Origin of the sequence: Brevibacillus sp. HB1.4B, assembly GCF_013284285.1 — a bacterium.
GTDB classification, from domain to species: domain Bacteria; phylum Bacillota; class Bacilli; order Brevibacillales; family Brevibacillaceae; genus Brevibacillus; species Brevibacillus porteri.
On the sequence record NZ_JABSUT010000002.1, the window covers coordinates 605,969 to 621,684 of the forward strand.

The 15,716-nt window shown below is 47.9% G+C and carries 1 protein-coding gene (cut by a window edge); it reads right to left on the reverse strand.

Annotated features, from left to right (window positions below):
- Positions 1-2 precede the first annotated feature (2 nt).
- A protein-coding gene (locus tag HP398_RS07330) for a non-ribosomal peptide synthetase (protein ID WP_173622266.1) crosses the window boundary here: on the reverse strand, positions 3-15,716 show its 3' portion. It continues 5,811 nt past the right edge of the window; only the last 15,714 of its 21,525 coding nucleotides appear in the window; the start codon falls outside the window, past its right edge; it ends in the stop codon at positions 3-5.

Below are 15,716 nucleotides of genomic sequence, written 5' to 3' on the forward strand. Positions count from 1 at the left end.
TTTTATCCCTCCACTATTTGTCGCTTCCAGATACTGGTCGTATGGTTTGTTTTCTGGCTCTGATATGTCAGTGTTTTTGTTGAACGACCTGCCTCTTCACGGTAGACGTCAAATCGGTTTAACGTCGGAGGTGCAATCGACTGTCGTTTGTTCGGACGTGAGACTGCCTCCTCCCAGGATTGTAAGACGACGTTTGCGTTGGTCCCCCCATCCGCAAAACAATTCATCGCTGCTATTCTGGGCGAATCGTTCCATTCAGAAAGCTGTCGCTGAAAATAAAAAGGCGTTGACTCCATATGGAAATGGGTCATCGGCTCTTGCCCCGACAGGAACGGAACCAATTGTTGGTTTTTGAGCATCAGCACGACTTTTATCAAACTGGCAATCCCTTCTGCACATAATGGATGACCGATGTTTGGCTTGATCGATCCTAATCCGCAAGCGGTCGTATGAGACGAGCGATACACAGACTGAATCGCTTTGAGTTCAAGTAAATCTGTCACCTCTGAACCCGAGCCATTCGCTTCTATATAGCTGATTTGTTCCGGATTCACACCAGCTTTAGTCAGTGCCAACTGCATAACCTCTTTTTGGGCTTGCATATTCGGGGTGGCAGGACCTGCCGTTCGTCCATCATTGTTGACCGCTACTCCCTTGATGACGGCATGTATTTCATCACCATCTGCAAGTGCTTGCTCCACGGTCTTCAATAAAACCATTCCTACGCCTTCTCCCAATACGAGTCCGCCCGCACGTTTGTCAAAAATATGGAAGGCTGGCTCTTCGCTTAAAATCCCTCTTTGGTGGAACATCCGATGCGCTTCATCACCGCTTAACACGTTAACCCCACCTACGATAGCAGCCTCAATCTCTCCACTCCGAAGGGAATGAATCGCCATATTCATCCCGACCAGCGCCGAAGAGCATGCGGTATCGATGACCATACTCGGACCTCTAAGATCGAAGTACTGGGAAATATTTGTAGCCAAATAGTTTTGTCCCACGGTCATAATTGGGTTCTGTGTTTGATGCAGACGATCTTCACTTGGGCGATGATTACTTCTTGCCCCGATGTAGACGCCTACCGATTTTCCCTTGATGTCCTTCGGTGTGTATCCAGCCTGATGCCAGAGATGAAGACTTTCCTCCAATACCAATAAGGCTTGCGGGTCCATGGCCTTCGCATCTTCTTTTGCTATCAAGAAGAAAGAAGGATCAAAAGCAGTAATGTTGTCCAGAAGTCCTGCATGATAGGAATTTTCATAGCCCCAGCGTTCCTTGGGTACAACACCAATGGCTGAACGGCCCTCCGCTAACAAATTCCAATATTCTTCCACATTACGAGCACCCGGAAAACGGCACGAAAGCCCCACTACTGCAATGTCAGATGGATTTGCCTCCCTATATGGAGTAGCCTGACTACCCACCCTCTGGCTTTTCACAGTCTCACTCTGGACGGGCTGACTCTTCGGATCGTCGTTCCATTCAGGAGAAGTCAGCGTCTGATCGTCAGTGATGGAAGCGCCGTGATTGCTAGACAGCCATTCTGCAAGCGTTTCTATAGTGGGATATTCATATAAAATCGTCGGGTCCAAGTCCTTGCCTAACCATTTACTGATCTCATTCATGACTTGAGCCAGTAACACTGAATCGATCCCATAGTCTGGAAACTCTTTATCTATCTCCAATCTGGCAGGATCTATTTTCAGTTCCTTCGCAAATAGCTCAATCAGTCTTGTTTGTGCTGTCTTCACAAGATCCACTACGCTTTGCGTCGGCTTGCCTGCTGTTGGACGACGAGAAGACAGGCTCGCAGCAGAAGCTTCTTGCTTTTTGTGTCGCATCAACTGATGAGGTTCCCACAGCTCTTGGTTAATGACTGCCGGGAAAACAACGGGACCCATCTTTTTCAATAGAATATGATCCAACAATCGCAGTCCTTGCTCGTCAGTGATGTGTACCAGACCTGTTTGTTGATAGGCTTTGGTCGCAACGGCACCGATTCCTGTTTCCTTCCAACTTGGCCACTGAATGCTCATGATCGGGCAGGAATCCGTATGTGCCTCTGCAAAATAATCCATATAGGCATTGGCTAACGCATAATCACTCTGGCCCGCAGCCAGGGATGGAATGATTGTCGAAACAGATGAAAAGAGAACGAAGAACTGTAGAGGCTCGTCCTTGCAGTTATGGAAAATCGTATGCAGCCCAGCCACTTTCGGTTGTAATACCTGCTGAATTCCATCCGTCGATTTCCGAATAAACGCAGGATTTTGGTCATCGCTAAAACCAGCGCAATGAATCACCCCGCCAATCGGACCCATCGTCTGTTTCAAATCCTGCAAATGCTGTTGCCAAGCCTCTTCATCGGTTAAAGATACAGATAAGACTCGAACCTGCACGCCTTGCGCTTCCAAAGCTTGTATCGCCTGAATTTTCTTTGCTACAGAATTGCTTTGCTGCTGATAGGCTCCCCATTGCTCGCGTGGCGGCAGACTTTCTCGCCCTGTGAGCACCAGTTTTTTGACACCATAGCGCTCTACAAAATGCTTGGCACATAAATATCCAAGCCCTCGTGTACCTCCTGTGATCAATAAAACATGGTTCTCAGGGAAAACAAGCGCTGACTCCTGACTTTCTGCTACCATCTCTTCCTGCAAATAAGCGCTATAACGCTCACCTGATCGATAGCAAACCTCTGTTTCCTGATCATCGATGAGAAACTCTGCTACAATCTGCTGCGCCAGTTCTTCTCCATCAGCCAATGGATCTAAATCCACATGGCGTGATTGCAGATGCTTATATTCACTTTGCAGCATGCGGTACAAACCAACACGTGAGGCACCTGCCAAATTGACCGAGTCATTCTGGAAAGACTCCAAGCCTTTTGTCACACCCAATAACTTCAAGCCTTCCTTATGACCATTCTCAATGAGTTGTTGCAGCCATGGAATCCAAGCCAGCGTATAAGTCTGCTGCTGATGTCCACAACCGATCAAATCTACGATGCCATCATAGTTTTTCCACTCCATCTCATCCTGATGGAATCGTGATTCGAGCTCGTTCAGCTCCATGATTTCACTCTTAGCGAAATGGTTGGACAGTTGAATCGCCAAATGCTTCGTTTCATCCGTTGTGAAAATACCTATCGTCCGATGAGCTACCTTGGTTGGCATCACTGGGCAAGCCTTCCATTGCTTTTTCACGATGCGCATGTCAGAGTCAACGGGATGTTGCTCATATGTGGATAGGGATGTTGCACCTGTAAATGACGTATATCCACCAGGCACCCAATAAGCTTCTCTGCTAAAGGGATAGGTTGGAAGACTAATCCGGCGAGGCTTTCTCTCACCATACAAGCTGCTCCAGTCCAAGTTCAGCCCTTTCACCCAAACGTCCAGCAATTTTCCGTATTTGCCTTTGTTCATCCAGGAATCAATCATTTGCGGCATATCATCATCTGCTGCAAAGATTGCCAAGGTCTCTTTATGACGTTTTACCTGTCCGTGGTACAGGTCTTCAATGTCCTTCTGTCTTCCTATGAATTGCTTTAATTTCTCTTCAAGTTCCATCATCGAGCCCGCGATCACAGCCAAACGTTCTTCCATCGCTTCTCGTCCCACTTGAAGGGTATATGCCATTTCAGCTAAATTCGCATCAGACAATCCCTGTTCCGCAATGGCTCCGAGCAGTCGTTGTACCCGTTGATGAAGCTGTTCTTCATTTTTGGCCGATAAGAGAATCAAAGCAGGATTTTGCGGACTTGTCCGTACAGTAGGCTGTTCTTGCATTTTGGGAAGATATTCTTCTATCACCACATGAGCATTCGATCCTCCCGCACCAAAACTGCTCACACCAGCACGTCGTGGAACTTCCCGTCCGTCAATGACAGGGCGTTTCCACTCCGCCAGCTCTTGCTGAACAACAAACGGCGTCAAGCTGAAATCTATATTCGGATTGAGTACTTCGGCATGCAGGGATGGTGCTAATTGTCCATGCTTGAGCTGCAACAAGACCTTTGTCACCCCAGCAATGCCCGCTACACTCTCGCAATGCCCGATGTTGGACTTCGCTGATCCAATAGCACAAAACTGTTTGTCATTTGTATACGTTTCGAAAGCCTTCGTTAAGCCCGTAATTTCAATGGGATCGCCTAAAGAGGTTCCCGTACCATGTGCTTCCAGATAGCTGATCGTCCGAGGATCGATTCCGGCTTTTTGGAAAGCACGTCCAATAACCCGAGCTTGGGCATTCGGGCTAGGTACATTGTATCCATTCGTTTTTCCTCCATGGTTAACCGCTGTTCCTTTTATCACACCATAAATTTGATCTCCATCGGCAATCGCTTTCGCCAGAGGTTTGAGCAGGACTGCTCCCACACCCTCGCCAGGTACATACCCGTCACCGCCGATACCAAAGCTTTCGCATCGTCCCTTGCTCGATGCAAATTTTCCCTGTCCAAGCATCAAGTATTTATTCGGGTGAATGGAAACATTGACTCCACCTGCAATAGCAGCCTCACATTCCCCTTGCTGTAGACTTTGGCAAGCCAAATGAATGGTTGTCAGGGAAGAGGAACACATCGTATCTACCGCCATGCTAGGTCCATGGAAGTTGCAGAAATAAGAAACCCGATTCGCAATGGAGGCTGGACTTCCTGCCAGTGCCATCGGTCTGCCGAGCATCGTTTCCTGGGCTCCGTAGAGCTGGTATTCTTCGTACATGACTCCGACATAAACCCCGACATTACCGCCTAGACCCATGCCAGGTGTTGAGCCGAGAGATTCACGAGTATACCCGGCATCCTCTAACGTTTCATAGACGCATTCCAAGAACAAGCGCTCTTGCGGGTCCATGATCTCAGCCTCTCTTGGTGTGATATTGAAAAATAACGGGTCAAATTGATCTACACCGTCCAGGAAGCCACCCCACTTGCTGTAGGTTTTTCCTTGCTTTTTCTTATCTGCATCAAAAAACAGGCTGTGATCCCAACGCTCTTCAGGAATTTCTGTGACACAATCGTTGCCATCACGCAGGTTACGCCAGAACTCATTCATATTTCCAGCTTTCGGATAACGACCGGAGACCCCAATTATGGCAATGTCTAAGGCGTCGTTTGCTTGTTTGGTTGCTCTCGTCGTCTCTATCAATGCGTTGCCTCTGCTCCTGCGGTTGTTAATGATCGGTTTTGCCGTTGCCGCAACCATCGCTGGTGCAACGCTCGATTTTTTAACAGGGGATACCGTTGGTGCTTCTTTCTCTTCCATACCAAAGATGCTCATCATTTGCTCTCGATGCGATGCTAGGAAGTATTTCGCAATTTCTTCGATGGTTTGATATTCGAAAAATAATGTTTTCGACAGCGAACCAAACGTTTTTTCTAGTTCATTGGTTAATTGCATGACCATAATCGAGTCAATTCCGTACTTTTCCAACAAGGCGTCTGCTTCGATTCTATCTATTGGCAGCTTGATGACGGAAGAGACCAGCTTTTTGAAATAATAAATCGCTTTTTCCTTTGGCAAATGATGACTTGTTGGTTCGATGACGGTAGAAGCTTTGACGTCTTGTTCTGTTGTCTTCGGTCTTCCCACCACTGCTGCGTGGAGGCGTTGCAGGTCTCCTTCCATTACCATCACCTGATCTTTTCGAGAAGCTACGGCTTCATAAAATGCACGAATACCCGTCGCGGTCTGCAAAGCGATCATTCCAACCCTTTGTTTCACCATCTCCTCAACTGCTTCGTCTACTTGCATCCCGCCCTCTTTCCAGAGCGGCCAGTTGATGGAGACTGTTTGACCTTGACGTTGCTTTGCCTGCACCCGTTCATTCCGATATTTCGCATAGCCATCCATAAAGGCATTCGCGCAAGCATAATCTGCCTGACCAACATTTCCTATACTTCCTGCTATCGAAGAAAAGAGGACGAAGAAATCGAGAGGCTGCTCTTTACTTGCCTCATCCAAATTCGTAAGGCCGGCAACTTTTGGGGCTACCACTTGGTTCCATTCTTCTGTCGTTTTCTTGAGGATGAAGTTATCTCGAACGACACCCGCGCTATGGATAATGCCGTGAAGACCTCCGAATTCCTGTTGAATACTTTGGATGAGCTGGACGACTTCCTGCTTGTCCGTCACATCAACTTGACGATAGATAACGCTTGCCCCTGACCTTTGCAAATCATGGAGCATCGCTTGTTTATCTTCGAGAAGAGGAGAACGTCCTGTGAGAATTAAGGTTGCCTGTTTCGCTTGATTTGCGATTTCCCTTGCGAAAATCAACCCTAAACCGCCTGCACCACCCGTAATCAGATAGGTTCCTTGATCTCTCCATGGAATAGTGACTTCATCATGCAATAGCTTGGTTTCGCACCAGCCCAGTACATAGCGGTTACCCGCTTGATAGCGAATTCGGTCGTCCATAGGATGGCAGGCATTCTCTTGCAGCTTGTTTACGATTACTGCCGCATGTTCACCTGGGTTTATTTCCATGAATTGACCGACTACATTTGGATTCTCCTGCTGAGCTGTTTTCAGCAAGCCAGAAAGTCCGCTTACGTACGATTGCTCCGCTTCGTAGGGAACGACAACCTGTAATAACACTTTGCCAAGTATCTTTTGTTGAAAGATGCTTTGGATTTCCAAAAATACTTGGGAAGCATAGGTCTCGAACTTGTCCGCAATGCCATCCTGTTGGGATTGCAAAGGTATCAAGCGCACTTCGTCCATCTGTGCTACTATACTTGCGAGCGACGATTCAAAGCCTTCCGCCATCATCACGATATGCTGTGCATAGGTAGGAGTCTCCGTTTCCTGAACACCTGCCTGTTCCTTCCAGCAAGGATGAACCATCAGCATCTCTTGTGCCCCTGTGGTTTCGAAGTCTTCCACTTTGCCGTCCAGCTTACGAGATGAAAATCGCTTCATTCTGACGCAAACATTTCCTTGCTCGTCACATAAATCAATATCCAGCTTCTGCACAGGATCAGAAGCGCTGCTGCCATCACTGTAGCGAATATACACCCACATCTTCGGCGTGCATGGACTGAAGATTTCCAGCTCATCCAGCGCAAATGGTAAGAGTGGCTTTAACGAATCAGGCTGGTGAGAGAAGCTCCTGTCATCTGCCTCCATAAATAAACCAATCGCCGCCTGCAAAGCAGAATCCATCATACTTGGATGCAGCACAAACTGTTCTTCTGTCCCCAAAACAGCGAAAGGCAAAGACAGCTTTGCCAACACCTGCTCCGTGCCCTTATACACTTGCTCAATTCCTTGCAGCGCCGGACCATAATGGATTCCCATTGCTTTATAACCGCCATAGGATTGGCTGCCACTTAAGATGCCAAGGCTGCACGCGGCTTGTAACGTAGCGAGATCAAGCGTTGGCGTCTCGGCAACCGCATGGAATACGGCATTTCCCTGACTGTGCACAATCTCTTCTGCTTCATTTCCTGTATGCTCACTGTAGATTCGATAGCCAATCTCTCCACTGTCTTCCAGTTGAAGACCAATGTGAACATCGACAGGCTGATCATCGACAGCAATCGGCTTGGCCCACACCATATTTTTGAGCGTCAGGCCATTCTGTCCCGCCCTCAAGGCTCCCGCTGATTGATCAATTGCCTCGCGTGCCATTTCGAGATAAGCAACACCCGGTAAGAGCTGCTGTCCATTCACAACATGATCCGCCAAGAAAAATTCCTGTCCACGGAACGTAGAACTATACCGTTGTTCCAACAATTCAGACGTGTTTTTCTGGAGCAATGGGTGAAGGAAGAGTGTCCCTTCTGATGCTGCTGCAACTTCGCTCACAAATTGCGTATCCATCTGAGGAATCCAATAACGTTCTCTTGCAAACGGATACGTAGGCATGCTAATGCGACGAGGTTTCTTCTCACCGTAGAGCTTGTGCCATTCAACCACGCCTCCACTTACCCACAGATCAAGCAGCTTGGCGTATTTTCTTTTGCTTATCCAAGCATCGATTGCCTGTTTCAAATCTTCATCCGCTTCGAACACCGCAATCGTCTTTTTGTTGCCTTTCACCTGTCCACGGAATACGTCTGCGACGCCTTCCTGTCCATCTACAAATTGCGTCAGCTTTTCCTGAAGCTCTTGAATGGAGCTGGCCATCACAGCCAGGCGCTCTTCCATGGCTTCTCGTCCAATTTGAAGCGTGTAGGCAATAGCTGCTACATCCAGGTCAGAAATGGACTGATCCTTGATCGCAGCTAACAAACGCTGTGCCTGTTCGTGGAGCTGGCTTTCATTCTTCGCTGACAGGAGAATGATCGCTGGATTCGTGTGACTTACTTGGATAGCTGGACGTTGCTCATATTCTGGAATGAATTCTTCGATGACGATATGAGCATTCGAGCCACCCGCACCAAAGCTGCTCACCCCCGAGCGCCTTGGAATTTCCTGACCGTCAATAACAGGACGTTTCCATTCTGCCAGCTCATGCTGTACGACAAACGGAGTCGTGCTGAAATCAATATTCGGATTTAGCACCTCCGCATGCAAGGATGGTGCTAGTTGTCGATGTTTGAGCTGCAACAGGATTTTCGTTATCCCGGCAATTCCCGCTGCACTCTCACAATGCCCGATATTGGACTTCGCTGATCCGATTGAGCAGAATTGCTTGTCTGTCGTGTACGCTTGAAAGGCTTTTGTCAATCCTGCGATCTCAATTGGATCCCCTAAAGAAGTACCTGTGCCGTGAGCTTCCAAATAACTAATCGTCCGTGGATCAATTCCTGCCTCCTTCAAGGCACGTCCAATTACACTCGCTTGTGCATTCGGATTAGGTACGGTATAACCATTTGTTTTGCCGCCATGGTTAATGGCACTTCCTTTAATCACACCGTAAATTTGATCTCCATCGGCGATTGCTTTCGCCAGGGGTTTAAGCAGTACCGCTCCGACACCCTCACCAGGTACATAGCCGTCACCGCCAAGCCCAAAGCTTTCGCATCGTCCCTTACTGGAAGCAAATTTCCCCTGTCCGAGCATCAAATATTTATTTGGATGAATCGAAACATTGACACCACCCGCAATCGCAACCTCGCATTCACCTCGCAGCAAGCTTTGGCAAGCAAAATGGATGCCGGTTAGAGACGAGGAACACATGGTGTCTACAGCAACGCTAGGACCATGGAAATGAAAGAAATAAGAAACCCGGTTCGCTACCGATGAGAAGCTTCCGCCAAGGGCCATCGGTCTGCCCATCATGGTTTCTTGTGCACCATACAGTTGATACTCTTCATACATGATGCCTACATAAACACCGACATTACCGCCAAGTCCGAAGCCTTGAGACGAGCCAAGAGATTCGCGAGTATAACCTGCATCCTCTAAGGTTTCATACACACACTCCAGGAATAAACGTTCCTGCGGGTCCATGATTTCTGCTTCCAGAGGCGAGATGTTGAAGAAAAGCGGATCGAATTGGTCAACACCGTCTATGAATCCGCCCCATTTGCTGTAGGTTTTCCCTCGTTTGTTCTTATCCTCATCAAAATACAGGCTGTGGTTCCAGCGCTCTTTGGGGATCTCCGTAATGCAATCCTTGCCATCGCGCAGATTGTTCCAGAACTCTTGTGTATTCCGTGCTTTCGGATAACGTCCAGAAACCCCAATGATCGCAATGTCCAAAGCTCCTTTGGCTGGTTGGGTTTCCTTCTGTGTCGTAATGAACCGCGAGCCTTTTCGACTTCTTCTGCGATGGCTGTTCCTTTGCCTTTTCGATGTGTTTTCTTCTTTTGTCACGGATGCTGTTTCTTGGATAACAACGGTTTCCTGCTGTTCCGTGAGACCAAAGATTTCCATGAATTTGTCTCGATAGGTGTCCAAGAAATATCCAATCAATTCTTGAATCGTTTGATATTCAAAAAATAACGTTTTCGGCAGCGAGCCAAAGCTTTTCTCTAATTGGTTGGTTAATTTCATGGATAGAATCGAATCAATTCCGTATGTCTCCATCGCGACATCTTCTTCGATTCGATTCACAGGCAGTTGCAGAACCTCGGCAAATTCCTTTTTAACAAAATGAGTTGCTTTCTCTTGAAGGACATTTGGGTCCACAGTGGTGATCGTTTGTTTTTCATTTGGCTCTACCTTCGTTGGTGTGATCGATACCACTGGCTGCATCTGTTTGATCAGCATCTCTTCAAATTCTTCAAGTAAATAGGATGCAAGCTGCTGTAGCGTCGGACTCTCTACGAATACAGCCGGAATCAGCGCAATGTGATAGTGCTGATTAAGCTTGTTGGCGAATTCAGTCAGTAGTACCTGATTAAATCCGAGTTCAGACAGCTCCACTTTGACATCGATATCTATGGGGTGAACCTGAAGCAGCTCCGACACGATGTGCATCAAAGCAAGTTCCACTTTTTGCAACAGACTGCTGGTATCCACCGTGACCGAAGCTTCCGACCGGACAGGAACATGCTTCGATTGAGAACTGCTGACTGGTGTTTGCAAAAGCAGTGTTTGCTTGAGCTTAGCCAGATCACCTTCCATCACCATGACCTGAGCTTTTCCGGAGGCTAAGCCTTGGTACATCGCTGCAATACCCGTCGAAGTCTGCATAGCAACTACTCCCATACTTTGCTTCAACATGTCACCAGCCTCTACGTCTGCCTGCATTCCGCCCTCTTTCCACAATGGCCAATTCATGGACAATGTCTGTCCGTGACGTTGCTGTAATGCAACCAATCCATTGCGATAGTGCGCGAATCTGTCCATAAAGGCGTTGGCGCAAGCATAGTCAGCTTGTCCGATATTTCCCAAGCTGCCTGCCACCGAGGAAAACAACACCAGGAAATCCAGTTCTACCTCTTTGCTGGCTTCATCCAGATTGATGAGACCCGTAACCTTCGGACCCAGAACCGCTTGGACTTCCTCCCTGTTTTTCTTGAGGATATAGCTGTCACGAAGCACGCCAGCACTATGAATAATCCCATGAAGTCGCCCATAGTCCTGTAGAATCGTGCGGATCAATTCTGCCATTTCCTGTTTCTGCGTCACATCAACTTGACGGTATTCAACTCTTGCTCCCGATCTTCTCCATGTCTGGAGTTTCCCTTGCTTCTCTTCATCCAATGGGGAACGTCCTGTCAGAATCAGGTTCGCATGTTGAACCTTTTGTACAATTTCGTTGGCAAAAAGATACCCCAGTCCGCCTGCCCCGCCAGTGATGAGATAAACCCCACCGTCTTTCCACGGAATACTCGCCTCTTGTGAAGCATCCAGTTCTACCCACTCTGATACATATCTCTTTCCAGATTGATATCGAATCTGAACATCCAATGGACGGCGTACATTCTCCTTTATTTTTTCAGCAATCTCGAATTCGCTGTCGCCCGATTCTACCTCCATTACCTGTCCAATCAAGTTGGGATTCTCCAATTTTGCCGTTTTCAGCAACCCAGAGAACGCAGTGAAAAACGGCTGTTCTGCTCGCAAAGGAATGACAAGCTGAACCAATACCTTGCCGCGTACTTTTTGCTTGAAAATCTCTTGAATTTCCTCAAATACCTGCGTCGTATAATCAATAAAACGCTCGGCAATGCCTTTTTGTGAGGATCGCAAAGGAATGCAACGGACTCCATTCAAGTAGGTTTGGAGATTGTTCCAAGAAACGCGATCCGGTTCAACCATAATCACGACTCGCTGTGTATAGTCAGGGGCTTCGGCGTTGCTCACAACTGCTTGTTCCTTCCACTCAGGATGAACCAGCAGGGTTCCGAGTTTCCCATTGGAATCCAGCGTCTCTACTTCGCCTTCCAGTACTCGTGCCGAGAAGCCCTGCATACGCACGCAAACCGTTCCTTGGTCGTCACACAAATCAATATCTACTTTCTGAACCTTGTCTCCCGTCCTACTGCCGTCAGCCTGTCGAATCCATACCCACATCCGGGAGGTAGTCTGGCTAAAAATGCTCAGCTTCTCCAGTGCAAAAGGCAGGATTGGCTTCAGAATCGCTGTATCGCCTGTGCCAAGTAATAATCCGATAGAGGATTGTAAGGCCGAATCCAGCATGCTCGGATGCAAAACGTATTCTCCTTGCGTCTCGGCAACCTTGGAAGGCATTGCTAACTTGGCCAATACTTGTCCTTCTCCCACGTACACTTGCTCAATTCCTTGATGGGCTGGTCCATAGACAAGTCCCATTGTTTGAAAGGCTTCATAACACTCACTTGCATGAAGCGTGCGATAGCTGCATTGGGCTTTGATCCCATCGAGATTATGCGTGGGTGCAGCAGTGATTGCTGCAAACACCATACTTCCTTGGCTGTGTATTACCGATTCAGCCTGTTCTCTCTGCGGTTCGCTGTATATTTCATAACGAAGGTCTCCGTTATCCTCAGGATAAATGCCGATGTGCACCTGAACAGGCTTGTCTTCCACCACAATTGGTTGCGCCCAACCTACATTTTTAAGCTCTATCGTGAATTGCTCTTCTTCCAGCACTCCCGCTGCTAGATCCGCAGCAGCTCGAGCCATCTCAAGATAAGCAACCCCAGGCAGGATCTTCTTACCTTTTACAACATGATCCGATAAAAAGAATTCCTGACCATCAAACGTAGAGCTGAATCTTTGCTCACTGAGATCCGAGGTATTTTGATGCAGCAAAGGATGTAAGGAAGCAGTTAGACCAAGCGTACCTTGAGTGATAGTTGACGGTTGTTTCTTTGGTTCTGGCAGCCAGTAATGCTCTCTGGCAAAAGGATACGCTGGCAAGCTAATCCGACGAGGCTTTTCATCGTCATAAAGTTTATTCCAATCAAAATGCAAACCCTTCACCCAGAAATCGAGAAGCTTCGAGAATTTTTTGCGTTGCATCCATTTTTCAATCGCTTCTTGCAATTCCTCATCGCCTGCGAAGATGTCTGCTGTTTCTTTGCCTCGTTTTACCTGACCGCGATAGAGGTCCGTAATACTGTTATCACCTGCAAGAAAGCTACGCAACTTCTCTACCAATTCTGTAAGCGAGCTCGTCATCAGGGCCAGGCGTTCTTCCATTACCTCACGTCCTACTTGGAGCGTATACGCAATATCAGCCAGATCCACATCTGTAAAGGATTGCTCCTCAATCGACGCTAACAGTCTTTGAGCCTGTTCGACGAGACGCTCCTTATTCTTTGCCGACAGGACGATGATCGCCGGATTTTGCGGACTGATCGTAATCGAAGGCCGTTCCTTGACCTGAGAAATATATTCCTCAATCACGACGTGTGCATTGGACCCTCCTGCACCAAAAGAAGAAATCCCGGCAATTCTCGGGAATTCTCTCCTTTCTCCATCCACTTCCATGATCGGTCGTTTCCATTCAGCCAAGTCCTGCTGAACGACAAAAGGCGTTTTCGAAAAAGGAATATTCGGATTCAACTCTTGCGCATGCAAGCTTGGGACCAGCTGTTGATGCTTCATTTGCAGCAAAATTTTTGCCACTCCTGCTATTCCAGCCGCCGCTTCCAAGTGACCAATATTGGATTTAACGGAACCAATCGCACAATATCCCGTATCCTGCGTATCCTTGCGGAAGGCCTGAATGAGACCCGTAATTTCAATTGGATCACCTAGCTCCGTGCCTGTTCCGTGCGCTTCTATATAGCTTACGGTTTTGGCATGAACGCCTGCCTTATCCAACGCCTGGCGAATCAGCTCTCCTTGAGCAGTTGGATTCGGTACGGTATAGCCATTGGTTTTTCCACCGTGATTCACACTGGTTCCACGAATCAATCCATAGATATGGTCGCCATCTGCCATTGCTTTTGACAGTGGTTTGAGCAGTACTGTACCTACGCCTTCTCCCGGTACAAAACCGTTTCCGCCTTGCCCAAAGCTTTTGCATTGTCCATCTACGGAAAGCATATGCAGCGCTGACAAAAAGACATAGCTGGAAGGATGCAGATACAGGTTGACTCCGCCAGCAATCGCTAGCTCACAATCCCCGTTATACAGATGCTCGCACGCTTCATGAATCGCTGTGAGCGAAGCGGAGCACATCGTATCAATCGGCATACTCGGACCTTGGAGGTTGAGGAAATAGGAAACACGATTCGTCAGTGAGCTAAACGATGTGTGCGGGTAAATCAATTCACCCTGCTTCCATAAATCAGGTCCGTACAAGCTGTACCCTGTTTTTGTGATCCCTCCAAACACTCCGACTCGACGATTGTACTTTTCTGCAAGCAGTTGTCTCGTATAACCTGCGTCCTCCAGCACTTCCCAGCACGACTCCATAAACAACCGTTCCTGCGGATCGAAATGCATCGCTTCCCACGGGGACATATTGAAAAAGAGAGGGTCAAAGTCAGCGAATCCGTCTACAAATCCGCCCCATTTTCCGTAGCTTTTTCCTTCTGCCACAGCTTTGTCTGGGTCAGGTTCGAAAAAGCCATCCAATGACCAACGTTCCTCTGGAATTTCCGTAATGCAATCCTTTCCGGATTTCAGATTCTCCCAATACTCGTTCAACGATCGCGCTTTTGGATAACGTCCGCTCATGCCGATAATAGCAATCGGCTCCCGCGCTATCTGATTTCTTGATTGCACGGCTACACTGCCAGTCGGTTCATGGTTGGCTGTATCACGTTCGTTATGCGCCCGTGCTGTTGAATTTCCATGATTGACCGCACCCTGACGATCAAGCCCCGTCCACTTCATGCATTCCTGATGATGATCAGCGACGAGATAATCTGCAAGGGTGTTAAGAGTCTGATATTCATACAGGATGGTCTTGGACAATTCGCTAAAGACATCACCTAGCTTTTTATTCAGCTGGATCACCATAATCGAATCGATTCCGTATGTTTCGAACGGTTCGTCGACAGCGATTTTACCTGCCCCAAGCCTCGTCTCTTGACCGAACATCACTTTTAGCTGATAGAGCGTTTTATCTTTTAACACGCCTGTATCGACCGATAGCTTCGCATCCTGCATCGGTGTCGAATCGAGCTGCGACACGACAGGATTACCTAGCAAGTGTTCCTTGAGTGTTGGCAAATTGCCTTCGACAACCAACATTTGCACAGAGCCAGTAGCCACCCCTTGATACAGTGCCTGAATGCCACTTGCAGTCGGCATCGCTACCATGCCTCTTGCCTCCATGATCTTCTCTGTCGCTTCATCAACACGCATACCGCCATCTTTCCACAGCGGCCAATTGATAGAGAGTGTTTGGCCCTGTCGTTCACCTGCTTTCATCAATCCACGACGATACTTGGCGTATTGATCCATAAAGGCATTGGCAGCAGCATAATCGGCTTGCCCCGCATTCCCGAAGCACCCCACCCCAGAGGAGAAGAGAATAAAGAAATCGAGCGCCATATCCTTGCTTGCCTCATCGAGATGCACAAGTCCAGAAACTTTTGGCGCCAACACTTGTTCCAGTTCATCCGTTGTTTTTCTAATGATGAAACTGTCACGAATGACTCCCGCACCATGAATGATGCCAGTGAGGCTACCAAACTCTTGCTTGATAGATTGGAACAAATCTTCTACCGCCTGCTTTTGTGTGATATCAGCCTGACGATATTGAATATTGGCTCCTAGTGCTTTCCATTCCTTGCATTTGGCTTTCTTATCTTCATCCAAGGAAGAACGACCCGTGATTATCACAGTCGCTCCCTTCGTTCGCTCGGCGATTTCCTTGGCAAAAATCAAGCCTAATCCGCCTGCACCGCCCGTAATCAGATAAACCCCATC